The sequence below is a fragment of the Sphingomonas sp. GW821-FHT10C01 genome (genome assembly GCF_059415525.1).
In genome coordinates this window covers 1,565,072-1,591,056 of sequence record NZ_JBWKNK010000001.1, presented here as the reverse complement: position 1 = coordinate 1,591,056, position 25,985 = coordinate 1,565,072, and the positions used below count along the sequence as shown (strand labels likewise).

General features: G+C 65.9%; 31 protein-coding genes. 11 read left to right on the top strand and 20 right to left on the bottom strand.

All coding sequences use genetic code 11. The annotated features are described in order from the left end of the window. Position 1: 1 nt before the first annotated feature. From AC07M1_RS07800 to ndhC, 4 genes are read right to left on the bottom strand one after another with little or no spacing between them, the layout of a single operon-like run. Positions 2 to 1,237 (bottom strand): NADH-quinone oxidoreductase subunit D, encoded by a 1,236-nt coding sequence (locus AC07M1_RS07800; RefSeq protein WP_495161979.1) that lies wholly within the window; start codon positions 1,235 to 1,237, stop codon positions 2 to 4. Continuing rightward, positions 1,237 to 2,175 carry an NADH-quinone oxidoreductase subunit C gene (locus AC07M1_RS07795; protein WP_495161978.1) on the bottom strand — a complete coding sequence of 313 codons (939 nt, stop codon included), beginning with the start codon at positions 2,173 to 2,175 and terminating at the stop codon, positions 1,237 to 1,239. The genes AC07M1_RS07800 and AC07M1_RS07795 overlap by 1 nt, the downstream gene beginning before the upstream one ends. Beyond that, the gene (locus AC07M1_RS07790; RefSeq protein WP_495161977.1) at positions 2,172 to 2,732 is read right to left on the bottom strand and encodes a NuoB/complex I 20 kDa subunit family protein; all 561 of its coding nucleotides are present in this window, start codon (positions 2,730 to 2,732) and stop codon (positions 2,172 to 2,174) included. Before AC07M1_RS07790 ends, AC07M1_RS07795 begins: the two co-directional genes overlap by 4 nt. Further along, the gene (gene ndhC, locus AC07M1_RS07785; protein ID WP_066576035.1) at positions 2,729 to 3,103 is read right to left on the bottom strand and encodes an NADH-quinone oxidoreductase subunit A; all 375 of its coding nucleotides are present in this window, start codon (positions 3,101 to 3,103) and stop codon (positions 2,729 to 2,731) included. The genes AC07M1_RS07790 and ndhC overlap by 4 nt, the downstream gene beginning before the upstream one ends. A 160-nt stretch (positions 3,104 to 3,263) precedes the next feature. Here ndhC and AC07M1_RS07780 point away from each other — a divergent pair, with 160 nt between their 5' ends. Beyond that, positions 3,264 to 3,740, top strand: coding sequence for a YbjN domain-containing protein (locus AC07M1_RS07780; RefSeq protein WP_495161976.1), 477 nt, complete (start codon positions 3,264 to 3,266; stop codon positions 3,738 to 3,740). Between the two features lie 108 nt (positions 3,741 to 3,848). Next, positions 3,849 to 4,835: a dienelactone hydrolase family protein gene (locus tag AC07M1_RS07775; protein WP_495161975.1), complete on the top strand. Its 987-nt coding sequence runs from the start codon at positions 3,849 to 3,851 to the stop codon at positions 4,833 to 4,835. An 18-nt stretch (positions 4,836 to 4,853) separates the two neighbouring features. On the opposite strand, the gene AC07M1_RS07770 is transcribed toward AC07M1_RS07775, so the two are convergent. The 7 genes from AC07M1_RS07770 to thiE form a co-directional block, all read right to left on the bottom strand. After that, positions 4,854 to 5,669 (bottom strand): inositol monophosphatase family protein, encoded by an 816-nt coding sequence (locus AC07M1_RS07770; RefSeq protein WP_495161974.1) that lies wholly within the window; start codon positions 5,667 to 5,669, stop codon positions 4,854 to 4,856. Further along, positions 5,669 to 5,986, bottom strand: coding sequence for a cupin domain-containing protein (locus tag AC07M1_RS07765; protein WP_495161973.1), 318 nt, complete (start codon positions 5,984 to 5,986; stop codon positions 5,669 to 5,671). The genes AC07M1_RS07770 and AC07M1_RS07765 overlap by 1 nt, the downstream gene beginning before the upstream one ends. Before the next feature lie 5 nt (positions 5,987 to 5,991). After that, positions 5,992 to 6,555, bottom strand: a complete 564-nt coding sequence (gene efp / locus AC07M1_RS07760) for an elongation factor P (protein WP_495161972.1) — start codon at positions 6,553 to 6,555, stop codon at positions 5,992 to 5,994. A 42-nt stretch (positions 6,556 to 6,597) separates the two neighbouring features. Then, positions 6,598 to 7,173 (bottom strand): M23 family metallopeptidase, encoded by a 576-nt coding sequence (locus AC07M1_RS07755; RefSeq protein WP_495161971.1) that lies wholly within the window; start codon positions 7,171 to 7,173, stop codon positions 6,598 to 6,600. Then, positions 7,170 to 8,177, bottom strand: coding sequence for a L,D-transpeptidase family protein (locus tag AC07M1_RS07750; protein ID WP_495162831.1), 1,008 nt, complete (start codon positions 8,175 to 8,177; stop codon positions 7,170 to 7,172). The genes AC07M1_RS07755 and AC07M1_RS07750 overlap by 4 nt, the downstream gene beginning before the upstream one ends. 79 nt (positions 8,178 to 8,256) lie before the next feature. Further along, positions 8,257 to 8,664: a low affinity iron permease family protein gene (locus AC07M1_RS07745; RefSeq protein ID WP_495161970.1), complete on the bottom strand. Its 408-nt coding sequence runs from the start codon at positions 8,662 to 8,664 to the stop codon at positions 8,257 to 8,259. Positions 8,665 to 8,676: 12 nt separating this feature from the next. Further along, complete coding sequence (gene thiE / locus AC07M1_RS07740; protein WP_495161969.1) at positions 8,677 to 9,363, bottom strand: thiamine phosphate synthase; 687 nt, start codon at positions 9,361 to 9,363, stop codon at positions 8,677 to 8,679. 99 nt (positions 9,364 to 9,462) lie between these two features. Here thiE and AC07M1_RS07735 point away from each other — a divergent pair, with 99 nt between their 5' ends. Continuing rightward, the gene (locus AC07M1_RS07735; RefSeq protein WP_495161968.1) at positions 9,463 to 10,602 is read left to right on the top strand and encodes a DmpA family aminopeptidase; all 1,140 of its coding nucleotides are present in this window, start codon (positions 9,463 to 9,465) and stop codon (positions 10,600 to 10,602) included. Here the strand turns inward: AC07M1_RS07735 and AC07M1_RS07730 are convergent. Beyond that, positions 10,599 to 12,179 (bottom strand): MFS transporter, encoded by a 1,581-nt coding sequence (locus AC07M1_RS07730; protein ID WP_495161967.1) that lies wholly within the window; start codon positions 12,177 to 12,179, stop codon positions 10,599 to 10,601. The genes AC07M1_RS07735 and AC07M1_RS07730 overlap by 4 nt on opposite strands. A 71-nt stretch (positions 12,180 to 12,250) precedes the next feature. On the opposite strand from AC07M1_RS07730, the gene AC07M1_RS07725 reads away from it, so the two are divergent. Together AC07M1_RS07725 and AC07M1_RS07720 are read left to right on the top strand one after the other, a co-directional pair. Then, entirely contained in the window at positions 12,251 to 12,637 is a 387-nt protein-coding gene (locus tag AC07M1_RS07725; protein WP_495161966.1) for a hypothetical protein, read from the top strand. A 167-nt stretch (positions 12,638 to 12,804) separates the two neighbouring features. Further along, positions 12,805 to 13,254, top strand: coding sequence for a GNAT family N-acetyltransferase (locus AC07M1_RS07720; protein WP_495161965.1), 450 nt, complete (start codon positions 12,805 to 12,807; stop codon positions 13,252 to 13,254). Between the two features lie 58 nt (positions 13,255 to 13,312). Here the strand turns inward: AC07M1_RS07720 and AC07M1_RS07715 are convergent, their stop codons facing one another. Then, on the bottom strand, positions 13,313 to 14,218 hold the full coding sequence (locus AC07M1_RS07715; RefSeq protein ID WP_495161964.1) for a fructose bisphosphate aldolase: 906 nt from the start codon (positions 14,216 to 14,218) through the stop codon (positions 13,313 to 13,315). Between the two features lie 182 nt (positions 14,219 to 14,400). Between AC07M1_RS07715 and AC07M1_RS07710 the strand changes: the two genes are divergently transcribed. Next, positions 14,401 to 14,910 carry a TlpA family protein disulfide reductase gene (locus tag AC07M1_RS07710; protein ID WP_495161963.1) on the top strand — a complete coding sequence of 170 codons (510 nt, stop codon included), beginning with the start codon at positions 14,401 to 14,403 and terminating at the stop codon, positions 14,908 to 14,910. A 2-nt stretch (positions 14,911 to 14,912) separates the two neighbouring features. Here AC07M1_RS07710 and AC07M1_RS07705 read toward each other — a convergent pair whose 3' ends face one another. The 4 genes from AC07M1_RS07705 to tkt are packed head-to-tail and all read right to left on the bottom strand — an operon-like array spanning position 14,913 to position 19,541. Further along, on the bottom strand, positions 14,913 to 16,118 hold the full coding sequence (locus AC07M1_RS07705) for a phosphoglycerate kinase (protein ID WP_495161962.1): 1,206 nt from the start codon (positions 16,116 to 16,118) through the stop codon (positions 14,913 to 14,915). Next, positions 16,115 to 16,567, bottom strand: a complete 453-nt coding sequence (locus AC07M1_RS07700; protein WP_495161961.1) for an MOSC domain-containing protein — start codon at positions 16,565 to 16,567, stop codon at positions 16,115 to 16,117. The genes AC07M1_RS07705 and AC07M1_RS07700 overlap by 4 nt, the downstream gene beginning before the upstream one ends. Next, complete coding sequence (gene gap, locus AC07M1_RS07695) at positions 16,567 to 17,577, bottom strand: type I glyceraldehyde-3-phosphate dehydrogenase (RefSeq protein WP_495162830.1); 1,011 nt, start codon at positions 17,575 to 17,577, stop codon at positions 16,567 to 16,569. The genes AC07M1_RS07700 and gap overlap by 1 nt, the downstream gene beginning before the upstream one ends. Positions 17,578 to 17,591: 14 nt before the next feature. Next, the gene (tkt, locus tag AC07M1_RS07690) at positions 17,592 to 19,541 is read right to left on the bottom strand and encodes a transketolase (RefSeq protein WP_495161960.1); all 1,950 of its coding nucleotides are present in this window, start codon (positions 19,539 to 19,541) and stop codon (positions 17,592 to 17,594) included. A gap of 134 nt (positions 19,542 to 19,675) precedes the next feature. Here tkt and AC07M1_RS07685 point away from each other — a divergent pair, with 134 nt between their 5' ends. From AC07M1_RS07685 to AC07M1_RS07670, 4 genes are all read left to right on the top strand, one after another. Continuing rightward, positions 19,676 to 19,861 (top strand): hypothetical protein, encoded by a 186-nt coding sequence (locus AC07M1_RS07685; protein ID WP_495161959.1) that lies wholly within the window; start codon positions 19,676 to 19,678, stop codon positions 19,859 to 19,861. Continuing rightward, a complete protein-coding gene (locus AC07M1_RS07680; RefSeq protein ID WP_495161958.1) occupies positions 19,861 to 20,163 on the top strand; it encodes a cell division protein ZapA in 303 nt (100 codons plus the stop codon). Before AC07M1_RS07685 ends, AC07M1_RS07680 begins: the two co-directional genes overlap by 1 nt. 240 nt (positions 20,164 to 20,403) lie before the next feature. Continuing rightward, on the top strand, positions 20,404 to 20,958 hold the full coding sequence (locus tag AC07M1_RS07675; RefSeq protein ID WP_495161957.1) for a 5-formyltetrahydrofolate cyclo-ligase: 555 nt from the start codon (positions 20,404 to 20,406) through the stop codon (positions 20,956 to 20,958). After that, positions 20,955 to 21,182, top strand: a complete 228-nt coding sequence (locus AC07M1_RS07670) for a DUF2842 domain-containing protein (protein WP_495161956.1) — start codon at positions 20,955 to 20,957, stop codon at positions 21,180 to 21,182. Before AC07M1_RS07675 ends, AC07M1_RS07670 begins: the two co-directional genes overlap by 4 nt. Here the strand turns inward: AC07M1_RS07670 and AC07M1_RS07665 are convergent. Together AC07M1_RS07665 and AC07M1_RS07660 are read right to left on the bottom strand one after the other, a co-directional pair. Continuing rightward, positions 21,179 to 21,541, bottom strand: coding sequence for a PRC-barrel domain-containing protein (locus tag AC07M1_RS07665; RefSeq protein ID WP_495161955.1), 363 nt, complete (start codon positions 21,539 to 21,541; stop codon positions 21,179 to 21,181). The two genes, AC07M1_RS07670 and AC07M1_RS07665, sit on opposite strands and share 4 nt — an antisense overlap. A 46-nt stretch (positions 21,542 to 21,587) precedes the next feature. Further along, entirely contained in the window at positions 21,588 to 22,391 is an 804-nt protein-coding gene (locus AC07M1_RS07660; protein ID WP_495161954.1) for a helix-turn-helix domain-containing protein, read from the bottom strand. A gap of 88 nt (positions 22,392 to 22,479) precedes the next feature. Between AC07M1_RS07660 and AC07M1_RS07655 the strand changes: the two genes are divergently transcribed. After that, positions 22,480 to 24,348 carry a M1 family metallopeptidase gene (locus tag AC07M1_RS07655; protein WP_495161953.1) on the top strand — a complete coding sequence of 623 codons (1,869 nt, stop codon included), beginning with the start codon at positions 22,480 to 22,482 and terminating at the stop codon, positions 24,346 to 24,348. Here AC07M1_RS07655 and AC07M1_RS07650 read toward each other — a convergent pair whose 3' ends face one another. Continuing rightward, positions 24,349 to 25,971: an acyl-CoA dehydrogenase family protein gene (locus tag AC07M1_RS07650; RefSeq protein ID WP_495161952.1), complete on the bottom strand. Its 1,623-nt coding sequence runs from the start codon at positions 25,969 to 25,971 to the stop codon at positions 24,349 to 24,351. It abuts the gene before it with no gap. Positions 25,972 to 25,985 lie beyond the last annotated feature (14 nt).

Here is a 25,985-nt window from a genome sequence, read left to right as displayed (position 1 = left end):
CTCACCGGTCGCACTCCCCGAACACGATATCCATCGCGCCGAGAATCACGGTGATGTCCGCGAGCATGTGGCCGCGCGACATGAAGTCCATCGCCTGAAGGTGGCTGAACGCGGTCGGGCGGATCTTGCAGCGGTACGGCTTGTTGCTGCCGTCGCTGACCATGTAGATACCGAACTCGCCCTTGGGGCTTTCGGTCGCGACATAGACTTCGCCCGCGGGGACGTGGAAGCCCTCCGTATAGAGCTTGAAGTGATGGATCAGCGCTTCCATCGACTGCTTCATCTCGGCGCGCTTGGGCGGCACCACCTTGCGGTCGAGCGAGGCGATCGGGCCGGTCGGCATCTCGTTCAGGCACTGACGCATGATGCGTGCGGACTGATAGACTTCCTCGACACGGACCATGAAGCGGTCGTAGCAGTCGCCGCGTGTGCCGACAGGGATGTCGAACTCCATGCGGTCGTACACGTCATAGGGCTGCGACTTGCGCAGATCCCAGGGCAGGCCGGCGCCGCGGATCATCGGGCCGGAAAAGCCCCATTTGATCGCGTCTTCGCGGCTGACGATGGCGATATCGACGTTGCGCTGCTTGAAGATGCGGTTTTCCGCGACCAGGCTGACCGCGTCGCCGAACAGCTTCGGCAGGCGGGTGTCGAGCCAGTCACCGATGTCGGTGAGCAGCTTCAGCGGCACGTCCTGATGGACACCACCGGGGCGCAGGTAATTATGGTGCATGCGCGCACCTGACATGCGCTCGAAGAAGTTGAGGCAATCCTCGCGCAGCTCGAACATCCACAGGTTCGGCGTCATCGCGCCGACGTCCATCACATGCGCACCCAGGTTGAGCATATGATTGCAGATGCGAGTCAGCTCGGCGAAGAACACGCGCAGATATTGAGCACGGACCGGCACTTCGAGGTCGAGCAACTTCTCGACCGCCAGCACGAAGCTGTGCTCCATCGCCAGCGGCGAGCAATAGTCGAGGCGGTCCATGTATGGGAGCGCCTGGGTATAGGTCTTGTACTCGATCAGCTTTTCGGTGCCGCGATGGAGCAGACCGACATGCGGATCGAGCCGCTCGATAATCTCGCCGTCCAGCTCGGTGACGAGGCGGAGCACGCCGTGCGCCGCAGGGTGCTGCGGGCCGAAGTTGATCGTGTAGTTGGCGATCATGGTATCGCCGACAGTCGGATCGGCGTCGTCGGTGATCCCCGCGATTTCGTCGAGATACTGGGACATTACGCCTCACCCTCCCCCTTCTTCGCGCGCGGAGCCTTGGGCTTCGCGGCGGCCTTGCGGGGCTTCTTCACAACATCCGGATCGGCGGGCTTGGGACCCGCATCGGGCGATGACTTGCCGATGCCGGTATCCTTCGGGCCGTCACTGGTCTTGGGCTTACGCACGCGCGCCTTGACCGGCTTGGCGGCATCATCGGCCTTGACGATCTGATCAGCGGTGAGCGGCGTCGGTGCGCCCTTTGCCTCGGGCACCGCGGCGACGGGCTTGGCCTCGGACACCTTGGCGGGCGCGGGCGGCGGCGGCGCGGCGGCCGGAGGTGCTGGCGGAGCCTTCTCGTCGCCCGGGAGGACGTATTGCGCGCCTTCCCACGGGCTCATGAAATCGAAGTTGCGGAAATCCTGAGCGAGCTGGACCGGCTCGTACACGACCCGCTTCGCCTCTTCCGAGTAGCGCAGCTCGACAAAGCCGGAGAGCGGGAAGTCCTTGCGCTGCGGATGACCGCGGAAGCCGTAATCGGTGAGAATGCGGCGCAGATCCTCATTGCCCTCGAACAGCACGCCGTACATGTCGTAGACTTCACGCTCGAGCCAGCCGGCGACCGGCCAGATGCCCGTCACCGACGGCACCGGCTGAACCTCATCCGTCGTCACGCGGACGCGGATGCGGTGGTTCCGCGTGTAGCTGAGCAGCATGTAGCAGACGTCAAAGCGCTCGGACCGGGCGGGATAGTCCACGCCCGCGATTTCCATCAGCGCCTGATATTCGAGGCCAGCGGTGTCACGCAGCGCGATCATCGCATCGACCAGCGAGTCGCGCTTCACGGTCAGGTTGACCTCACCGACCAGGTCGGTCGCCTCGACCAGCTTGTCGCCGAGCGCCGCCTGCGCAGCCGCGATCACGCCGTCATTGGCGGCGTATTTCGGAGCAGGCGCCCTCACCGGGTCACCGTGCCCGAACGGCGGATTTTCCGCTGAAGCTGCATCACGCCATAGAGCAGCGCTTCAGCGGTCGGCGGACAACCAGGGACGTAGATGTCGACCGGCACGATGCGGTCGCAGCCGCGCACGACGCTGTAGCTATAGTGGTAATAGCCACCGCCATTGGCGCAGCTGCCCATCGAGATGACGTATTTCGGCTCCGACATCTGATCATAGACGCGGCGCAGCGCCGGGGCCATCTTGTTGCAGAGCGTGCCCGCGACGATCATCACGTCCGACTGGCGCGGCGAGGCGCGCGGGGCGGCACCGAAGCGCTCCATGTCGTAGCGCGGCATGTTCACATGGATCATCTCGACCGCACAGCAGGCGAGGCCGAAGGTCATCCACCAGAGCGAGCCGGTGCGCGCCCACTGGAACAGCTCCTCGGTCGAGGTGACGAGGAAACCCTTGTCGTTGAGCTCGCCGTTGAGGTCGGTGAAGAAGCCCTGATCGGGCTGGACCACGGAGCCGCCCGCAGGCGGCATGAGGATGGAGGAAGTCTGGTTCACGTTGGTCATTCCCAATCCAGCGCCCCGACCTTCCACGCATAAGCGAGGCCGAGCGCCAGTTCGCCGATGAAGATCATCATGGAGATCCACGCCGCCCAGCCGAGGTCGAACACGCTGACCGCCCAGGGGTAGAGGAACGCCGCTTCAAGATCGAAGATGATGAAAAGGATCGCCACCAGATAGAAGCGCACATCGAACTGGCTGCGAGAATCCTCGAACGCGGGGAACCCGCACTCATATTCGGTGAGCTTTTCCGGGGTCGGCTGATGCGCCCCCGTGAAGCGCGCCGCGATCATCGGCAGGAACACGAAGGCACTCGAAAGCACCAAGGCGACCCCCAGGAACAAGAGGATCGGCAGATATTGCGTCAGATCGACCAAGACGGCTCTCGCGGTTGCGGAATCTTCGGGCCGCTTTAGGCCGATGGATGGGGGGCTTCAAGGCGGAAACCCTTGAGAATCACTCGCAACTAAGGAGTTGGCGCGCGCCCCTGATCTGTCGCTATGAATAGGCAGTACGAATCAAATTTGGGGGACTAGAATGAACTGGCTTCGGATTGCAGCGCTGGCTGCCGCGACAACCGCCGCCGCCCTTCCCGCCTCTGCCCAGATCATAAACGCCCGCGACCCCGAGGCGGTCGCCGAGCTGCTGCGCAAGGAAGGCTATCAGGCGAAGGTGGACCCGAAGAAGGAAGGCGAGGACCCGGTGATCACCAGCGGTGCATCGGGCAGCACCTTTGGCGTCTATTTCTACAATTGCGACAAGGGCAAGAATTGCCAGAGCGTGCAATTCTATGCCGGGTTCCAGAAGCCGAAGATGGACCTGAAGCGGGTGAATGACTGGAACCGGGACAAGCGTTTCGGCCGTGCCTATATCGACAAGGACGGCGATGCGGCGATCGAGATGGACGTGAATATCGAACCCGGCGGGATGCCGCGTGAGCTGTTCGCGGACAATCTCAGCATCTGGTCTGACTTGGTCGGCGAGTTCCGCACCCGCGTCTACGCTGCTGAGTAAGCGGACTTCGCCCCCTGGAAATTGTCCATCACTGGACACCGACCACGTGAATGCGTATTAGCTAGCTAATACAGTTCTCGGCACGGATTTCCAGGGGGAGGAAAATCGATGTTCCTGACGATCGCGGCGGCGATGCTGGCCGCTCAGAGTCCGGCGCAGGAGCGCCCGGCCCCGCCCGCCACGCAGCCGGCCGCGCCCGCGGTGACCGAATCCGCGATCGCGGGCTTCCCGCGCGCGAAGCTGTACAGCCTGCCCGGCGTGGAACGCCGCCCCGTCCTGGTCATCCTGCCCGGCGCCGAGGGCGGTGACGGCGCGGGCAAAAGGTTCGGGCCAATGCTGGCACGGCTCGGCTATGCGGCGGTAAGTTTCCCCTATTACTCCCCCAATTGGGGACCGACGATGCCGCCGCCGCAATATTCCGATCTGGCGGGCAGCTTCGTCGATATCCGGATCGACCAGCTCGCGACACTGCGGAATGCGCTCGCGAAGATGCCGGGCGTGGATATCGAGCGGTTCGGGCTGTTCGGGGGGTCCAAGGGGGCTGAGTTCGCGCTGATTGCTGCGAGCCGCTATCCGTGGATCGACGCGGTCGCGGCATTCGCGCCGTCGGACCTGGTGTGGGAAGGCTGGGGACTCGAGACGATCGAGGCGGAGGGTACGCGATCGTCCTTCGCGGTCGATGGCAAGCCCCTGCCCTTCATGCCTTATCGCGGCTTCACCGAAGGGCTGCTGAACCCCACCAAGGCCGATCTGCGTGCGATTCACGAGAATGGCCGCGCCGACCATCCCGACCGCGAGGCGGCGGCGCGCATCCCGGTCGAGCGCTATCGCGGCAGACTAATCCTGATCGCGGGCGACCAGGACCGGCTATGGAACTCAGGCCGAATGGCCCGAAACATGGTCACCGCGCGCACTAAGGCGGGCCTCAAGACCGAAGCCCTGATCTATCCCGAAGCCGGACACGATCTGGGCGGTGGATCGGCCACCCCGCGCGAAGATCCGCGCGGCGGCGGCACACCGGCCGCCAATGCCGCCGCCAGAGGTGATGCCTGGCCGAAGGTTGTCGCGTTTCTGAAGGATGCGCTCAAACCCTGAAGCTGGCTGGAGCCGGCGTCAGCGCAGCGAATTCGCCAGCAGCTTGTGCAGCTTCGAGTGGAGCTGGTCATTGGCGGCGAGCACTTGCCCCTTGTCCAGCGTCGCGTCCTGGCCGCGATAGTCGGTGACGAAGCCGCCCGCTTCCTTGACGAGCAGGAGGCCCGCAGCGATGTCCCACGGTTTGAGCTGGCTTTCCCAGAAGCCGTCAAACCGGCCCGCGGCAACCCAAGCGAGGTCAAGCGCCGCCGAGCCGAAGCGACGGATACCGGCCACCTCAGGCGCGACCGCGCCGAAGATGCGGCTCCACTCGGCAAAATTGCCATGGCCCATGAACGGAATGCCGGTGCCGATCAGCGAATCCGCCAGATCCTTGCGCGCCGAAACGCGAAGCCGCTGGCCCTGAAGCCAGGCGCCCCGGCCCTTTTCCGCCCAGAAGCTTTCATCGGTGACCGGCTGATAGACATAGCCGTGCGTGATCTCCGGCTTGCCCTGCGCGCCGAACGGATCCTCGACCGCGATCGACATGCAGAAATGCGGGATGCCGTGGAGGAAGTTGCTGGTGCCGTCGAGCGGATCGATGATCCAGCGCGGCTTGTTCGGATCGCCCTCGATCACGCCGCGTTCCTCGACCAGGAAACCCCAGTCGGGCCGCGCCTTCTGCAGCTCCTCGATCAGCGTGTCCTCGGCGCGCTTGTCGGCGATCGACACGAAGTCGGCCGGTCCTTTGCGGCTGACTTGGAGGTGCTGGACCTCGTTGAAGTCGCGCCGCAGCCGCGGACCCGCCTTGCGCGCGGCGCGCTCGATAACGGTGATGAGGCCGGAATGCGAAACCATCAGACGGAGCCTTTACGTTCAATCACGAGGATACGGGCCTCGCCCCGGGGATGCGCGACATGTTCGTCGCCGACATCGGCGGCGAAGATTTCGCCGCTGTTCAACAATGCGCTGTGCTCCTCACCCGCCACCCGGTATCGCATCTCCACGATACCATCGAGAACGAGGAACACTTCCGCGCCGTCATTCACATGCCATTGATAGGGCTGGTCCGTCCAATGCAGGCGGACGCTCGCCCCTTCGATCTCGGCGATGTCGCGCGCCCCCCAGGCGCGGTCGGCGCGGAAGCTGCGCGCATCGCTGATGATCGTCGGCATATGCCTTAGTCCGCGCGGCGGACGTAGGTCTGCTCGTACACGTCGACGACGATACGGGTGCCCGCGCCGATGTGCGGCGGAACCATGACGCGCACGCCATTTTCGAGGATCGCGGGCTTGTAGCTCGACGAGGCGGTCTGCCCCTTCACCACGGCGTCTGCCTCGACGATCAGCGCCTCGATCGTGTCGGGCAGCTGAACGCTGATGGCTTCGTCGTCATAGAGTTCCATGACGACGTCCATGCCGTCCTGAAGGAACGCAGCGGCGTCGCCCAGCAGGTCGCGCGGGAGCGTGGTCTGGTCGTAGGTGACCTTGTCCATGAAGACGAGGCCATCGCCCTCGGCGAACAGGAACTGGAAGTCCTTGGTGTCGAGGCGAACGCGCTCGACCGTCTCGGCCGAACGGAAGCGGACGTTGTTCTTGCGGCCGTCGCGCAGGTTCTTCATCTCGACCTGCATATACGCGCCGCCCTTGCCGGGCTGCGTGTGCTGGATCTTGACCGCGCGCCAGATGCCGCCTTCATATTCGATGATGTTGCCGGGACGGATGTCCACGCCGCTGATCTTCATGGGATCGAACCTACCAGTGCTGAGAAAGAACAGGCGCGCGCCTTAGCGGGGAGACGGCTCGCCCGCAAGCAGCGGATAGGGATCGACCGGCGTTCCCTGCCACCACCCCTCGCCCGGCGTCATCCGCGCGACCCCGAAATGGAGGTGGAAGTTGCCCGCCCCGGCGTTGCCGGTGTCGCCGACATAGGCGAGCGTCTCGCCCGCGCGGACCGATCGCCCCTCGGCGATGCCGGGCGCATAGCCGCGTAGATGAGCGTAGTAGAACATCCAGCGCCCATTGTCCGAACGCTGGTAGAGCGCGATGCCACCCCCGCCTTTCGAGAAATAGAGCTTCTCGACCCGGCCGTCCGCGGCGGCGATCACCGGCGCTCCCGATGGCGCCATGACGTCAAGACCCTGATGCCCGCGCCGACCGCCTCCCCGCGCATCGCCCCAACTGCTGCGGATCCGGGCCATGCCCACCCCCTCGACCGGGACGATCAGCACCGGAGCGTCGGCGTCGGGCAGGGGCGATCGCTCGTGCCGTGGCTCGATCACGCGGACCGTTGCGGCGAGGAAGCCAATCGCCCCGGCAAGGCAGGCGAGCAGCGACCAACCGACGATCCGGGGGACATTCATTCCTGGAAAATCACCACCGTCCCCGGCTCAACCATCAGCGCGAGCCGCGCGGCGTCCCAGTTGGTGAGGCGAACGCAGCCATGGCTCTGGGTCCGACCGATCAGATGGGGCTCGGGCGTGCCGTGGATGCCGTAATGCGGCTTGGAGAGGTCGATCCACACCACCCCGACAGGACTGTTGGGTCCTGGCGGAAGAAGGACTTGAGGTTTCTTGTCGGAAACATCCCAGAACAGCTTGGGGTTATAGTGAAATTCCGGGTTAGTCGCGATGCTCAGGACCTTCCAGCTGCCGATCGGTAGCGGGTCGCGGGTACTGCCGGTGCTGACGCTGAACTGGGCGGCAAGCTTGCCCTGCTTGTCGAACACGCGCAGCACCTTGTCCGACTTGTCGACCACGATCCGCCCGGCCTTGGGCTGGACCGCGCTGACGTTGAGGTCGTTCAGCGTCTTGCGCCATTCGGGCTTCAGGTCGGCGGGATAGTCGCGAGAAACGGGGATCGCGTTGGGCACCTGAACCGGCACACCCGGCGCCAGCTGAGTATCGGGGCTGTTGAGTTCGATCAGCACCTGCGGCGTGGTGTGGAACATCTCCGCCAGCTTCTCGATCGCCGAACGATAACCCAGCGCCCTGAGCTTCGCCTGCGCCTGCGGGTCCTTCGGCCAGGGCCGGACGAAAGGGCCGGCGAGCGAGTCGGCGGTGAGGCGAAGCGTGCGGGTCGGGCGGATCGCGCGGTGCGGGTACAATGCCTCAAGCGTGCGCGCATCCGCCTTTCCCGTGACGGGCAGCTGGCGCGAGATCTGGAACCCCTGGAGCGCCGCGGTGAGCGACTGCCCCTCCCGCCCGTCGAGGATGCCGGGCGAGAAGCCGAGCTGATCGAGGATCACCTGAACGTGCAGGATATCGCGGCTGAGCGCCGGAGCGGCGGACGGACTCGCGGGTGCCGCCGGCTGGACCTGGTTCTGCGCGACCGCAGCCGCCGCCCCCAGCGCCACAACACCGATCATCACCGCAACCGCCCGATTCACGCACGCTCTCCACATGGTTTTCAATGGGATAACGACGAAACGCGCCGCGGGTTTCCCGTCAATAGCGATCGCGCAGCCGTTCGATCGCGGCGATCGGGTGCCCATCGTCGCCATGTCGGCACTCCGCCTCGATCTCAGCGCGGATCTTCTCGATCTCGGTATCGCTGCGATGCTCGATGCCGATGAACTCGATACGGGCGCCCTCGAGCGCGCGGATCAACTCATCGAGCTTGGCCTGCATCGCCGCTGCATCGCGGTTCTGCGAATTCTGGATCAGGAACACCATCAGGAACGTGACGATGGTCGTCGAGGTGTTCACGATCAGCTGCCAGGTGTCGGAGTAATCGAATAGCGGACCGGTAAGCCCCCACACCAGGATCAGCAGCACCGCGACGATGAAAGCGATCGGTTGGCCCGTGACCGCGGCGATGCGGCCGGCGACGACGGTGAAGATACGATCGAGCATCTGGCCTCCTGACTATCGGGCAAGCAACTCCGTAAAGCGCCGGACCGCATCGGCTTCGTCGCCATTCCACACCGCGCCCGACACCGCGAGGAAGTCGGCACCGGCGGCAACCAAGGGCGCCGCATTGTCCGGGGTGATCCCGCCAATCGCGACGCACGGAATCTCGAACACCGTGGTCCACCACGACAGGATCGAGGGATCCGGGCGGTGACTGGTGTCCTTGGTCGTGGTGGGGTGGAAGGCGCCGAACGCGACATAGTCGGCGCCGGCTTCCCCCGCTTCCATCGCGAGGTGGCGACTGTCATGACAGGTCACGCCGATCTGCGCCGAGGGGCCGAGGATTGCGCGCGCCTCGCGCGGGTCGCCATCCCCCTGCCCCAGATGCACACCGTCGGCGCCGAGGCGCTTGGCGAGGCTGACGCTGTCGTTGACGATGAATGCGACCTCACGGTCCGAACAAACGCGCAGCAGCGGTTCGGCAAGGCGCGCCGCCTCATGCTGGTCGACATCCTTGACGCGAAACTGGAAGGCCGCGACCGGCCCGGCGTCGAGCGCGCGCGCCAGGCGACCGGAAAAGGCGCCCGATACGTCGAGTGGGGAAACCAGGTAAAGCTGGCAGGGCGGGCGTTTGCCGTCATGCTGGAAGCGCTCCGCGAATTGAGGATCGAGCGCCAGTTCGTCGTCGGTGAAATCGGTCATCCGCGCCTTATAACCACTCACGCGCAGGACGCGAGAGCACTTGCGCGATGAGCGCGAACCGGCAGGATGCGCCGCGAATCTTCCCCGGAGACCGAACCCATGCGTGTTGCCCTTGCCATCCTGTTGTTGCTGTCCGAAACCTCGGCGATGGCGCAGGAGAGTGCACGGCCACGGGCGCGCGAGGCGGGGGTAAGCGTCGGCATCCTCCAGCCGGGGCCGCTCAACGCGATCACCGACGTCGCGGGCGTGAAGGTGGGTCAGGTGACGCTGCCGCGCAGCCGGGAGGTGAATACCGGCGTCACGGCGGTGCTGGCGCATGGCGGCAACCTGTTCCAGGACAAGGTGCCGGCCGGGTTCGTCGCCTATAACGCGTTCGGCAAGTTCATGGGATCCACGCAAGTCGCCGAACTGGGCGAGGTCGAAACGCCGATCCTGCTGACCAATACGCTGAGCGTCGCCGAAGCCGCGGGCGGGGTGATCGAATGGACGCTGGCACAGCCGGGGAACGAGAATGTCCGGTCGGTCAACGCCGTGGTGGGCGAGACCAATGACGGCGAGCTCAACGATATCCGCGCGCGCCGGGTAACCATCGCCGATGCGCGCCGCGCGATCGAAACCGCCAAGGACGGACCGGTCGCCGAAGGCGCGGTCGGTGCCGGCACCGGCACGATCGCGTTCGGCTACAAGGCCGGGATCGGCACCTCGTCACGCAAGCTGCCGGACTCGCTCGGCGGATGGACCGTGGGCGTACTGGTCCAGTCCAATTATGGCGGAGTACTCACCATCGCCGGCACGCCGATGGGCACCAAGCTTGCTCATTACGACTATCGCGAGCAGGTCGAGGCGAGAAAGGCCGACGGGTCCGTGGTGATCGTGATCGCGACCGACGCGCCGCTGTCGGACCGCAATCTGCGCCGCGTCGCCGAGCGCGCCTTTGCCGGGATCGCGCGGACGGGGTCGAGCTTCTCCAACGGGTCGGGCGACTATGCCATCGCCTTCTCGACGCATGAGGCGGTGCGACGGACTCCGGCGCGGCGCGGCGCGGCCGCCAATGTCGCGGACCTACCGAATGACCGCATGTCTCCCCTGTTCCAGGCGACGATCGAGGCGACCGAGGAAGCGGTGCTCAATTCGTTGTTCAAGGCCGAGACCGTCGTGGGGCATCGCGGTACCGCCAATGCGCTGCCGCTCGACACGGTGCTCCCGATGCTGAAATCAGAAGCGAAGAAACCACGCTAATAGCCTGATTTATCGAATGTGTGCCCGCCGGGATCGAGATCGCGCAGGTCGCGGCCCCGCGTCTCCTTACCGTAGCGCCAGACCAGCAGGAGCGCGAGCGCGGTAGGCAGTGCGATCACCCAGGCCGAGGTGCCGAGCGCAGGTATCATCGCCACGATGCTGAGGATCTGCGCCAGCACCCCGCCAAGCTTGCTGCACGCGGCGATCCAGCCGGTCGCGCGGCCACGGATGCGCAGCGGAAAGCTCTCGGCGGCATAGGGCAAGAGCATCGCGATGATGCCGTTGCTCCCGACGATCAGCAGCGCGACGGGCAGTACCGGGCTGCCCCCACCCGAGCGGTCGAGCCACAGCACGCCGGCCAGTCCGGCCAGCGTCACGCCGATCGCGACCATCAGCGAGTATTTCGTACTCCAGGCATGATAGATCCACGCGACGAGGAACACGGTAGGCAATGCGATCAGGGACGAGGCGGCGAGCAGCCCGCTCGACACCTTCATGCTGTAGCCGCGCGCGACCAGTTCGACCGGCAGCCACAGCAGCAGCCCGAAATTGACCAGCCCCCAGCAGATCGCGAGCAGGCTCAGCGCGGCGAGCTTGCCGGCGAAGGCCCGGCCGGTGAGCGGCATGGCGGTGCCGCGCGCGATGGCGGCAACCTGGACCGGCGCGACCTTGCGAACCGCCGATCCGAACGCGACCATCACCCGCTGCGCCTCGGCGGTACGGCCGCGCGCCATCAGGAATTTGGCGGATTCGGGGATCAGGCCGCCGAGCAGGACGAGCATCAGCCCGCTCGGCAGATTGGCGAGCCACAGGATGCGCCAGCTGTAGATTGGCTCGAGCCAAGTGGCGATCAGGCTGGCCGCGGCATAGCCACCGACCGCGCCAAGCCCGCCGACCAGGACCAGACTCCAGCCGCGATGGCGGCTCGGCATCATCTCGGCGAGCAGGGCATAGGTGACCGGGAGCATCCCGCCGGCCGCCGCGCCCATCAGGAAGCACATGCCGATATTCCAGTGGAGCGACGGCATCGCCCCGCAGATCGACGTGCCGACGAACATCACGGCGGAAAGCAGGATCGACGCCTTCCGCCCATAGATGTCGGCAACCCAGCCCCACAGAAACGAACCCACCACCGTGCCGCACAGCGCGAAGAAGGGCACCAGCGACACCGTCTGGCGCGGCACGCCATATTCACGGATCATCCCGGGAATGGTGAAGCCGAGGCTCGCCGGCTTCATGATGTCGATCACCAGCGCGACGACCAGCACCAGCATCAGCCGCCAATGCGCGGCAGATAGCGGCGCATCCTCCGGCGCCGCGACGATCAGGGCGTCCGATGCGGCCTTCTGTGCGGCGAGGTTGCGCGGGAGCAGACCATAGGCGGCGACACCGATCCCGGCGACGATCAGCCACATCCCCGCGATCATGCCGTCGTCCATCGGCATCCCGGCCATATGGAAGCCCATGTCGCGGCCCATCCAGAACATCGGAAGATGCAGCACCACCCCGATCGTCACCGCGATCACCCCGATCACGAACGCCCATATCCGCCGATCCGCCAATGCGATCCCCGCCATGTCGCCCCCCTTTTCCACCCGATGGCGACCCATTCATGCGCGCGTCAGCCAGTGGTGGCTAGCCGGTTGTCATGTCATCCAAGATCGCCCTCGCCGTCTTCGCTTCCATCGCCCTTGCGGGCTGCACCGCGACCGCGGCCAATCCCCAGCCGCCCTCGGGTCCGGCCCGGCTTGGCCAGACCGTGTTTGTCGACGGCCCGCACGTCACCCCGATCAAGGTGATCGAGGACAGCCGCTGCCCGATCAACGCGCGCTGCGTGTGGGCAGGCCGCGTCGTGCTGCGTGTCAAGGTAACGGGCGGCGCGTGGCAGCGCGAAATCGACCTGACGATGGGTGAGCCCATGCAAGTGGCGGACGGCGGACTGACGCTGGTTTCGGTAACGCCGGACAAGCGGACCGACCTGGCGATCAAGCCGCGCGACTACCGCTTCGCCTTCACCTTTCACGGTGGATTCTGAGCCGTGACGGCGCTAGGCTTGATTTTCACAGCAAATCCGGCCACTTGCCCTGCTCCTCGAACAGGAGATTGATGCGCAGAAGCTGAAAATCCGGCCGCATTGAAGCGGCGATTGCACGGTGCCTCCCGGCGCCGTGTCTGCGCATATTCTGTTTTCAGGAAATCAACATGACATATTCGGATCTGACGATCCGCGGCTATCGCGCCGCGGACATGGAAGCCCTGTCGGCCATCTGGTTCGACGCATCGCGGATCGCCCATCCCTTCATCGGCGAAGCGCGTCTGCGCGAGCAGCGCACGCTGATCGAGACGATCTACCTGCCGCAAGCGGAGACGCTGGTTGCGGTCCGTCGCGGCGAGCAGGCGGGCTTTATCAGCCTGATGGGCGATTTCATCGGGGGCCTGTTCGTCTCACCGAACCATCAGGGCGCCGGCATCGGGCGCACGCTGATCAAACACGCGATCGAGTCCAGGGCACAGCTCCAGTTGGAGGTGTACACCGCCAACTCGGGTGCTTGTGCCTTCTACCGGTCGCTGGGTTTCGTCGAAACCGGGCGGCGGCCGGTCGACGATCAAGGCCTGCCGTTCGAAAACGCGCAGATGACGCTGACGCGCTGATCACCGGGCCGTACGGCCACCCGCGCGACGCCAGGCGTCGCGCGGGTTTATCACAGCGTCAGGCCGCGACGGCGACCTTGGCAGTGGACGCCGCATGGATCTCATCGATCGCGCCGCCGAGCGATGCGTCGAACTCCGCATCGGTCATGCCGTGGCGCAGATCCTCGAGCAGCGCGCGGCTGAAGCTCGCGATCATGCCGCGGTTCTTGGCCAGCTCCGCGCACGCCTCCGGGCGCTTGAACCCACCCGACAGCGCAACGACGCGTAGCACGCGCGGATGATCGACCAGCGCGTCGAACAAACCGGGCTCGGCGGGGATCGACAGCTTGAGCATCACCTTGTCGTCGCCGGTCATCGCGTCGAGCGCCTTGAGAATCTCGTCACGCAGGATCGCGTCGGCCTGCGCCCGCTCGGGCGACTTGATGTTCACCTCGGGCTCAAGGATCGGCATCAGCCCGGCGGCGAGCACCTGACGGCCCACTTCGAACTGCTGCGCGACGATCGCGGCGATGCCCTCGGCATTGGCGAGGTTGACGACCGAACGCTCCTTGGTGCCGAACACGCCCAGCGCCTTGGCGCGGGCGAGCAGCGCGTCGAGCTCAGGCATCGACTTCATCAGCTGAACGCCGTTTTCCTCAGCCTCGAGCCCCTTGTCGATCTTGATGAAGGGCACGACGCCGCGCTCGACCAGTGCCTGAGGGGTCGGCTTGCCGTCGACCTGGCCGTCCATCGTGCGCTCGAACAGGATCGCGCCGATCACCTTGTCGCCGTTGAAGCTGGGCGCGGTGATGATGCGGCTGCGCATCGCGTGGATCAGGCCGAACATCTCCTCGTCGCCCGAATAGGCGTCTTCCTCGATGCCATATCCCTTGAGCGCTTTGGGCGTCGAACCGCCGCTCTGGTCGAGCGCGGCGATAAAACCGTTTCCTTCCGCGATCTTCGCGGTCATCCCGGTGAAATTCATTGTGGCTAGTCTCCAGCTTTCGGCTTTTTTCGTGCCGCGACTTCGTTGAGTCGTTTGTAGCAACCCGGCCTATTGCAGTGCGGCACGCGGCTGAAAAGCCTGACAACGGTAGTCAGGCCCGCAAACGCCCTGCTTGACGTGTCGCCGGGCTGCCGCCACCCTTGCCGCAGGGGGAAACGAGAATGGTCGATCGGCGCGCGATGGTCAGCCAACTGGCCGCCCTGCCCTTCGCGGGGCTGCTGGCCGGGGCGATGGCGCCGCCCAAGCAACCCAAGGTGGGCGAAGTGGCGCCCGAATTCACACTGAAGATGATCGACAACAGCCAGGTCACACTCACCGAGCTGCGCGGTCGCGTCGTCGTCCTCAATTTCTGGGCGACCTGGTGCGTGCCGTGCAAGCGCGAGCTACCCTTGCTCGACCGCTATTATGGTCTGCAGAGGGACGCGGGGTTGAGCGTCTTTGCAATCACCACCGAAGGATCGCTGCCGCTCTACAAACTCAAGCCGCTGTTCGCGGCGATGCAGATGCCCTCGGCGCGCTCGATCCGTGGCCCCTATGGACCGATCGGCGGCGCGGTGCCGACCAACTTCGTGATCGGCCGCGACGGTGTGCTCCGCTATGCGAAGGCCGCCGCGTTCGATCTCGACGATCTCAACCGGCTTCTCGTGCCGCTGCTGCGCGAACGGGCCTGACGCTATCGCGTCAGCGCCGCGACTCCCGGTAGCGCCTTGCCTTCCATCCACTCAAGAAACGCGCCGCCCGCGGTCGAGACGAAGGTCATGTCGCCCGACACGCCCGCCTGATTGAGCGCCGCGACGGTGTCGCCGCCGCCCGCGACCGAGACGAGCGACCCTTCCTTGGTCAACGCCGCGACGGTGTGGGCAAGGGCCATGGTAGCGGTGTCGAACGGCTTGGTCTCGAACGCGCCAAGCGGACCGTTCCACACCAGGGTGCGACAGTTCTTGAGCACATCCGCCAACGCCTCGCTCGCCGCCGGGCCGACGTCGAGGATCATCTCGTCCTCGGCCACCTCGTGGACGTTGACCGTGCGCAGCGACGGCGGGTTGGCGGCGAATTCCTTCGACACCACCACGTCATAGGGCAGATGGATCGTGCAGTTCGCCTTCTCTGCCGCATCGAAGATCTCCTCGGCGGTACCGGTCAGATCATGCTCGCACAGCGACTTGCCGACATTGACGCCGCGCGCGGCGAGGAAGGTGTTTGCCATGCCGCCGCCGATGATCAAATGATCGACCTGGCCGACCAGATGCTTGAGCACGTCGAGCTTGGTCGAAACCTTGGCCCCGCCGACGACTGCGGCGACCGGATGCTCGGGCTTGCCCAGCGCCTTGTCGAGCGCATCGAGCTCGGCCTCCATCTGGCGACCGGCAAAGGCGGGGAGCCGGTGCGCAAGGCCCTCGGTCGAGGCGTGGGCGCGGTGCGCGGCGGAGAAAGCGTCATTGACGTAGAAGTCGCCGAGCGCGGCGAAGCGGTCGATCACGGACGGATCGTTCTTCTCCTCGCCGCCGAAGAAGCGGGTGTTCTCAAGCACCGCGATGTCGCCGGGCTGGAGCGTCGCGGTCGACTCGATATCGCCTTCCCAGTCGATATAGCGGACCGGGCGGCCGAGCACCTGGCTGAACGGGCGGACCAGCTGTGCCGTCGAAAGCTCCGCCGAGGGGCCCTTGGGGCGACCGAAATGGGCGAGGACCAGGACGATCGCGCCCTTGTCCGCGAGTTCGCTGACCGTCGGCACGGCGGCGCGCAGGCGGGTGTCGTCGGTGACATGGCCGTCGGCCATCGGCACGTTCAGATCCTCACGGACCAGCACGCGCTTGCCGGTGACGTCGCCCATGTCGTCCAGCGTCTTGAAAGCCCGAGTCTTCTGCGCTTCGCTCATTCTTCGATCCTGATCTCGTCGCCCACCGCGATTTCGCCGGGGGCGATCACCATCGTACATATGCCGCCGCGCCAGTCGGGCGTCAGCGCGTCGCGCAACCCGTCGGCCAGCGCGTTCATCCGCTCGCACGGCTCGGTCTCGACCGTCACCTCGAGCACCACGTCGGCACCGATGCGCAGTCGCTTGCCCGCGACCTGCGGCAGGTCGAGTCCCTCGACCAGCAGATTGGCGCGGCGCTGTTCCCAGGGGAGGTCGCCCCCCACCTCGGCCATCGCCGCGGCCCAATCCCCGGCCTCGATCAGCGAGACCTGGCGCTTGTAGGGCTTGCCCTTAACCCCGCCGCGGAAATCGCCGCCAATGCCGCCCTCCAGCGTCACCGCGGCGCGATCGATCGTCTCGATCGGCGCCTTGGCGAACGCGTGGCGGGCGATGCCGGCGATCCGGCCCATTATCCCAGCTTCGCCATCGTCGAAGCGGTGTCGACCATGCGGTTCGAGAAGCCCCATTCATTGTCGTACCAGCTGACGACGCGAACGAGCTTGCCGTCGATCACCGCGGTCTCGAGGCTGTCGATCGTCGACGAGGCCGGAGTATGGACGATGTCGATCGAAACCAGCGGTTCGTCCGAATAGACCAGCACGCCCTGGAGCGGGCCTGCTTCCGACGCCGCCTTGAGGATCGCGTTCACTTCCTCGACGCTGGTGTCGCGCTTCGGGGTGAAGGTCAGGTCGATCAGCGAACCATCGGGAACCGGCACGCGAACCGACGAACCGTCGAGCTTGCCCTTGAGCTCGGGCAGAACCTCACCAACCGCGCGCGCGGCGCCGGTGGTGGTCGGGATCATGTTCATCGCCGCGGCGCGGGCACGACGCATGTCCGGGTGGATCTGGTCGAGGATCTTCTGATCGTTGGTGTAGGCGTGGATCGTGGTCATCAGGCCACGCTCGATGCCGACCGTGTCGTTGAGCACCTTGGCTACCGGCGCGAGGCAGTTGGTGGTGCACGACGCGTTCGAGACGATCGTCATGTCAGCGGTCAGCTTGTCGTGGTTGACGCCATAGACGACGGTCAGGTCGACATTCTTACCCGGCGCCGAGATCAGCACCTTCTTGGCGCCGGCATCGATATGCTTTTGGCAGCTCTCACGGTCGGTGAAGAAGCCGGTGCACTCCAGCACCAGGTCGATGCCCTGCTCGCCATGCGGCAGGTTGGCGGGATCGCGCTCCTTGGTCACGCGAATGCGCTTGCCGTCGACGACGATGTCGTCGCCGTCCGCTTCGACCGTGCCCGGATACTTGCCGTGCACGCTGTCGCGGCTGAACAGCCAGGCGTTCGACTTGGCGTCGGCCAGGTCGTTGATCGTCACCAGTTCAAGACCGCTTTCGGGGCGCTCGAGAATGGCGCGCGCCACCAGCCGGCCGATACGTCCGAACCCGTTGATCGCAACTTTCGTCATCAGTGTCTCCTAAGACCTTAGAGTCGTGCAAGAATCTGGGGCGTGATCGCGGCAGCGGTCAGCCCGAAATGTTCGTAGAGCTTGGGTCCGGGGCCCGAGGCGCCAAAGCGGTCGATGCCGAAGCGCAGCCCCTGGATGCCTGTATAGCGCTCCCAACCGATCGTCGTGCCCGCCTCGATCGAGACGCGCAGCACGCCCTCGGGCAGCAGGTTGGCGTGATAGGCCGCATCCTGCGCGTCGAAGCGCGACCAGCACGGCAGCGAAACGACATCGGCGCCGATGCCCTGCGCTTCCAGCTCGGCGCGAACCGCGACCGCGATCTCGACTTCCGAACCGGTGGCGATCAGCACGACCTTGCGTGCAGCCTCGGCCGCCTGGAGGCGGTAGCCGCCCTTCGCGGCGCCGCCCGAGCTGAGCTGCGGCAGGTTCTGGCGCGACAGCGCGAGCAGCGACGGCCCGTCCTTGCGCGCGACCGATGCGCCCCAGGCCTCGGCGGTCTCGACCACGTCGCACGGGCGCCACACCTCAAGGTTCGGGATCAGGCGCAGCGACATGACATGCTCGACCGGCTGGTGGGTCGGGCCGTCTTCGCCCAGGCCGATCGAATCGTGCGTCATCACATAGACGACACGCGCATTCTGCAGCGCCGAGAGGCGGATCGCCGGGCGGGCATAGTCGGAGAAGACCAGGAAGGTGCCGCCATAGGGCAGCACGCCGCCGTGCAGCGCCATGCCGTTCATCGCCGCGGCCATGCCGAACTCGCGGATGCCGTAGCGGACATAGCGGCCCGCGCGGTTCGCCGCGGTGAAGTCCTGCAACCCCTTGGTCAGCGTGTTGTTCGACGGCGTGAGGTCGGCCGAACCACCGATCGTCTCGGGCAGCGCGGCATTGATGACGTCGAGCGCCATCTGGCTGGCGGTGCGCGTCGCGACCTTCTTGGGATCGGCGAGCAGGCCCTCGATATAAGTGTCGAGCGCGAAACCGTTGGGGAGGTCACCGGCCATGCGACGCTCGAATTCGGTACGATCCGAGTGATTTGCAAGGCGCTCATTCCACGCGGCGTGAGGCGGCGCCCCGCGCTTGCCGGCGTCGAGCCAGGCGGCGCGGATCTCGTCAGGCACGACGAAGGGCGGGTAGTTCCAGCCCAGCTCCACGCGCGCGGCGGCGACTTCCTCGGCGCCCAGCGCAGCGCCGTGCGTGGCCGAGGTGCCCTGCTTGTTCGGCGCACCCTTGCCGATGATGGTCCGGCAGCGAACCAGCGTCGGACGCTCGTCTGCCAGCGCGGCGTCGAACGCAACCTTGATGCTCGCCGGATCATGTCCGTCGCATTCAACGACATGCCAGCCGGTCGCGACGTAGCGTGCGGGGATATCCTCGTTCGACGACAGTTCGACCGCGCCGTCGATCGTGATCTTGTTGTCGTCCCACAGCACGATCAGCCGGCCGAGCTTGAGATGCCCGGCAAGGCCGATCGCCTCATGATTGATGCCTTCCATCAGGCAGCCATCGCCCGCGACCACCCAGGTGCGGTGATCGACAAGATCGTCGCCGAAGCCGGCATTCAAGTGGCGCTCGGCGATCGCCATGCCCACCGCCATCGCCAGACCCTGGCCCAGCGGGCCGGTCGTGCATTCAATGCCCGGAAGCTCGAAATTCTCGGGGTGGCCGGCGCACGGGCTACCGACCTGCCGGAAGCTGGCGATGTCCTCGATCGTCGGGCGCGCATAGCCGGTGAGGTTGAGCAGCGCGTAGATCAGCATCGAGCCATGGCCAGCCGACAGCACGAACCGGTCGCGATCGGCCCATTTTGGATCGGTGGGATCGTACTTCAGATAATCGCTGAACAAGACGGTCGCGACATCGGCCATGCCCATCGGCATGCCGGGGTGGCCCGAATTGGCGGCTTCAATGGCATCCATCGCGAGCGCGCGGATGGCGTTGGCGCGATCACTGAACGAAACGGTCACGGCGAGTCCCCTGATGCCGGGCCCGCATCCCGCCTGACCCGGCGAATCGAATGTGGCGTGCCAATGGGGCGAGCGGGCGCAGAGGTCAACACCGAGGGGTTGCGGTACCCATAAACCGTGCCTATCCACCCACTATGGTGGAGGCGGAATCCCCTGCGCTCGGGAGGATCGAGCGTGCACTCGCGCGGATCGAGGCAGCGGCGGCAAAGCGTGCGTTCGATGCGGACGCGCTCCAGCGTCGCCATGCGATTCTGCGCGAGAAGGTCGAGGACGCGATCGAAGCGCTCGACGCGCTGATCGAACAGCAGGCCGCCGAATAATGGGCCAGATCACCCTGACGATCGCTGGACGCGCCCACAGCATCGCCTGCCGCGATGGCGAGGAAATTCACCTTCAGCGGCTCGAGGCCATTCTCAACCAGCACGCCGAGACCGCGCTCGCCGCGTCGGGCGGGCTATCGGGCGAGCGCACCTTGTTGTTTCTCGCACTGATCCTGGCTGATCTGTACGACGAGGCGGAGCGTAATCCCCCGGGCGGCGTCTCCCCGGTCTTGCTCGACAATCTTGCCGACCGGCTCGAGGCGGTTGCCGCAGCCCTTGAGGATCGCGGCGAAAATCCCTAAATCATCCGGTGGCGGTTCTGCCCGGTACGAGCTTTAGCGATTATCCCTGAGGCGATTCATCATCCATGGGGACTGTCCCTGTGCAGATTCAGGTCTGTCGCACATGGTTCCCACCTGACGTACTTGGCGTCAGAGGATATTCAGGCAACCGGCCCATGGTGGTTCCGCCACACGAGTTTTTGTCAGCGATGCTGAAGCGGTGCTGGCACCGTAACCGCTTCGCGAATAGCGAAGCGTGGAATGGCTGACGACAAGAAGACCCTTCGCGCCCGCATGCGCGCGTTGCGCGACGAGTTCGCGATGACGATCGGCGGCGTGATCGAACCACCCCCCGCCCTGCTTGCCCACTTTGCGCCCGGCGTGATCGCTTCCAGCTACATCCCCATCGGCAGCGAGGCCGATCCAAGCGGAATCGCCTTCGCGGCCCGTGAGCGCGGCTGCACGATCGTGCTACCGCACGTCACCAGCCGCGAATCGCCGGTGCGCTTCTTCGCATGGGATCCCGACCAACCGTTGATCGACGGCCCGCTCGGGCTGCGCCAACCCTCTACCGACGCTCCCGAAATGGACCCCGACATCGTGCTGACTCCCCTGCTTGCTTTCGACGCCACGCTCAACCGACTGGGGCAAGGCGCCGGCCACTATGACCGAGTATTCGAGCGGTTGCCCAATGCGTGGCGGATCGGGATCGCCTGGTCGATCCAGCAGGTCGAGTCGCTCGCGACCGATCCATGGGACATGCCGCTTCATGGCGTCGTCACCGAAGCAGCGGATTTCGGCGCGGTGGCGGCATGAGCAGCGGCCCGTCCTGGCGCCAGCCCGTCGGCGCACTCGCGATCATCGCGCTGATCGTGATCTGGTGCGTGGCCGTCGCCAGCCTCTCCGCCATCGTCGGCCAATGGCATGCATTGGTTCAGCTGGTCTTCTACGTCTTTACCGGCATCGTGTGGATCCTGCCGTTGAAGCCGGCGCTCCGCTGGATGGAGACCGGGCGCTGGCGCCTGCCCAAGGCCGACTAGAGGTAGGGAAAGCCGTAATAGGTATAGACCTGCTCCTGATAGGCGCGGTCGTATTTCGGCTCCTCACCCTGCGCGTCATAGCCCGGGGCGCCATCGATCTGGTCCTTGGTCAGATCGACGACATAGCCGCCCTTCTCCGGCTCATAGTCGAGCGCCTTCCAGGGCAGCGGATAGTGGCGGTTGCCGACCCCGAACAGGCCGCCGAACGACATCACGGCGTACTGAGCGTGGCCCGAAACCTTGTCGACCATGAAGCGCTCGACCCTGCCGAGCCGTTCGCCGGCGCGGTTGAATACCAATGTTCCTTCCACGCGATCCGACGCGATCATCGGATGGCCGGTCTCGATCATCTCGTTCATCACATTTCTCCTTACCGGAGAAGAACGCATGAGGCGCGCGTAAGTGTCAGCGCCCCAGCGCGGCCCGCGTTGCCGCGTCGGCGGGATAGAAGGCCTCGATCGCCAGCTCAGACAGCGTCACATTCTGCGGCGTGCCGAACACGGTGGTGGTCGAGATGAAGGAGAGTTCGCCAGCCTCGGTCCGCAACTTGAGCGGGACCACGGGACTGGCGGCCACCACCGGCGGCTGGCGGCGCTGTTCGAGCGAGGGCATCGCCTCCAGCTCGGCCAGCACGGCTTCGATGGTTGCGTCGCCCGTCGCCTTTGCTTCATGCCGCAGCCGCGACAGGATATGCGCGCGCCACTCGCCATAATTGACGATGCGCGGCCCCAAACCCTCGCGATGCAGGCTGAGCTTGAGGACATTGCACGGCCGCGCGAGCAGCCACGGCGCGACCCCGACCAGCAGCGGCGCCAGCGCATCGTTATGCGCGACCAGGTTCCAGGCGCGATCGACCACCAGGGCGGGGAACGGCTCATGCCCCTTGAGGATCATCATCATCGCCTCGCGCACATCGGCCATGGCGTCGTCCTCCAGCCCATGCTCGGCGAAGTGCGGTGCGTGCCCCGCGCCCAGCAGCAACCGGTTGCGCTCGCGCAGCGGCAGCTCCAGGCTCTCGGCGAGCAGCAGCACCATGTCGCGCCCCGGCCGGGAGCGTCCGCTCTCGACGAAGCTCAGATGCCGTTGCGAGATTCCCGCCTCCATCGCGAGATCGAGCTGACTGAGGCGACGGCGCGAACGCCAGTGGCGGAGCTGGTCGCCCACCGGCTGGATGGACTGCTGGGCGGCGTGCTGGATGACGTGCTGCATGTGCGGAACCTAAGCCGCCTTCCGCGAATAGAAAACCATTCGCTTGGGCGGTTGCGGAGGATACCAACCCGGCCTAGCAACACGCTCCATGCGTAACCTTGCCCTCGCAGCCCTGCTGCTCGCCACCGCCGCCTCCCCCGCTTTTGCACAGAAGGTCGCGCCGATCCTCACCACGCCGGAAGCGAAGGATGCATGGACCCATGCCCGCCCCGCCGAGGCGCGGGTGACGCATGTCGATCTCGACCTTGACGTCGATTTCGACAGCAAGACGATTGGCGGGGTCGCGACGCTCGATGTGCTGGCGGCGAAGGGCGCGAAGGAGATCGTGCTCGACGTGCTCGACCTCGATATCCAGTCGATCACCGACGCCAAGGGCGGCAAGCTCGCCTACACCGTCGGCGCCAAGGACAAGGAGCTGGGCAGCGCGCTGACGATCCAGCTCGGCACCGCGAAGAAGATCCGCATCGCCTATCGCTCCAAGCCCGGCGCGCAGGCGCTGCAATGGCTCACGCCCGAACAGACGCTGGGCAAGGCCAAGCCGTTCCTGTTCAGCCAGGGACAGGCGATCAACAACCGCAGCTGGATTCCCACGCAGGACAGCCCGGGCATCCGCCAGACCTGGTCGGCGACGGTGCGTGTGCCCGAGGGGCTGGTCGCGGCGATGAGCGCGCGCGCCGATACGCCGGCCGGAACGCCGGAGGCGGGCGGCAAGCGCGCCTTCCGCTTCACCATGGCCAATCCCGTCCCGCCCTATCTGATCGCGCTCGCCGTCGGCGACCTCAAGTTCAAGGCGATCGGCCCGCGTTCGGGCGTGTGGTCGGAGCCGGGGATGCTCGACGCGGCCGTCGCCGAGTTCGGCGATGTCGAGAAGATGATCGACGCGGCGCAGGCGCTGTACGGCCCCTATCGCTGGGGTCGCTACGACATGCTCGTCCTGCCGCCCTCCTTCCCCTATGGCGGGATGGAGAACCCCAACCTCACCTTCCTCACCCCGACGCTGCTGACCGGCGACCGCTCGAACACCGATGTCGTCGCGCACGAGCTGGCGCATAGCTGGTCGGGCAACCTCGTCACCAACGCCACATGGGCGGACGGTTGGCTCAACGAGGGGTTCACGACCTATTTCGAGAACCGCATCATGGAATCGCTCTACGGCAAGGAGCGCGCGGCGATCTATTCCGACCTCGACTATGCCGGGATGGTCCGCGACGTGAAGAATGCCGGCGGCGACGCGGCGAAGAGCACAAGGCTGCGCGGCGATCCCGGCGACGGTGCTGGGCAGCTCGACTATTTGAAGGGCAGCACCTTCCTGCGCACGATCGAAGTCACAGTCGGCCGCGCCAAATGGGACGTGTATCTCAAGGGCTATTTCGATCGTTACGCCTTCCAGCCGCAGACCAGCGCGGGCTTCCTCGCGGATATCCGCAAGCATCTGATCAAGGGCGACAAGGCGCTCGAGACCAAGCTCCAGCTCGATCGTTGGGTGTTCGAGCCGGGCATTCCGTCCAACGCCGTGCATGTGCAGTCGGATACACTGGCCCAGGTCGACGCGATGCTCGCCGCGTTCAATGCCGGCGGGCCGGCCAGCGCGATCAAGACTCAGGGATGGCAGACCCAGCAGTGGCAGCGCCTGATCGGCGGCCTCCCACGCCAGCAGAGCACGGCGCGGCTCAAGGAGCTGGACGACGCGCTGGGCCTGACCAAGTCGACCAACGCCTATATCCAGTCGGCCTGGTTCGATCTCGCCATCGCCAACCGCTATGACCCGATCGTCCCGGCGCTGGAGGAATATCTAACCCGCGTCGGGCGCAACCTGCTGGTGACGCCGCTCTACCGCAGTCTCAAGGCGCAGGGCGACTGGGGCATGCCGATCGCCCGGCGCATCTTCGACAAGGCGAAGCCCGGATACCACCCGGTCACCGTCGGTGCGGTGACGCGAATCCTGGGCGGCAATTGATCAGGCCATCGGCATCGCGCGCTCGATCAGGGCGCGCGTGTCGATGACCGCATCGAAGGCGCCATAGGCACTGCCGCACGGGGTCAGCCGCAGCCGGCAGAACGCCTCAGCCGCCGGACTTTCCCAGCCGAGCAACACCGCAGCCTGCGCCGCGAGCGCGAGGCGCTCGACCAGCAACCGGGCATTGCCCTCATTCGCCACCTTGAGGTCGATCGCGTCGATCCACGCGTCATACGCGGCATCCTGCCCGCGCTGTGCCATCAGGAAGCCCTGCATCGCCTCAACACCCTCCGGCTCGCGGCCAATCGCGCGGAGCAGGTCGAGCGCGATGACGTTGCCTGAGCCTTCCCAGATCGCATTGAGCGGCGATTGACGGAACAGGCGCGGCATCGGCCCCGCCTCGATATACCCAGCGCCGCCATGACACTCCATCGCCTCGTAGACATGGCCAGGCGCGCGCTTGCACACCCAGTATTTGGCGATCGGGGTGAGCAGGCGGGCAACCGGGTCGCCTTCGTCGAACGCCTGGGCAAGCCGCAGGCCGAGCGCGGTCGCGGCCTCGCTCTCCACCGCAAGATCGGCGAGTACCGCGGCCATGGCAGGCTGATCGATCAGGCGGCGCTGGAAGGCTGAACGATGCGCGGTGTGCCACAGCGCCTGCGCCAGCGCGCCGCGCATCTGCTGCGCGGATCCGATGACGCAATCGAGCCTTGTGTGCTGCACCATCTGGATGATCGTCGCGACACCGCGCCCTTCCTCACCCAGCCGCTGCGCCAGTGCGCCATGATACTCGACCTCGGACGAGGCGTTGGAGCGGTCGCCCAGCTTGTCCTTGAGCCGCATCACGCGGAATCCGGCGTTGCGTGTGCCATCGGGCAGCCAGCGCGGGACGAGGAAACAGGTGAGACCACCCTCCGCATAAGCGAGCGTCAGAAAGGCGTCGCACATCGGCGCCGAGCAGAACCACTTATGGCCGGTGAGGCTGTACCAGCCCGCCTCGCCCGCCGGTTCGGCACGCGTCGTGTTGGCACGGACGTCGGAGCCACCCTGCTTCTCGGTCATCGCCATGCCGATCGTCACCCCGGCCTTTTCGAAGGCCGGCCGGACGGACGGATCGTAGCGACCTGCGGTGATGCGCGGCACCCATTCGTCGGCGACGTCCGCCTCAGCTCGAAGCGCGGGAACCGACGCATAGGTCATCGTCATCGGGCAACTCGTCCCCGAATCCGCCTGTCCGGTCAGGAACAGGATCACGGCATGCGCGACATGGCCTGCCGGTGTCCCGTCCCACGCGACCGACGCCAGCCCGCTTTCGAGGCCCAGCCGCATCAGTTGGTGATAGGCGGGGTGGAAGCGCACTTCGTCGACCCGCTGACCGTAGCGATCGAAACTCTCCAGCACCGGGATGTTGCGATTGGCCTCGACGCCCCAGTCGATCACTTCAGCCGAACCGCAGCGCGCGCCAAGCGCGGACAGCCGCTCTCCATGCCCCGCCCCGCCTGCCAGCGCCACGGCGTCAGCGAGCGCGCGGTCGCCGGTGAACAGGTTCGCATCCTCGAACGGCGGCGGCTGGTTCAGCACCTCATGCGTGTCGAGCTGGACGATCGGGCGGATACTGGACATGGCGTGGTTCCTCC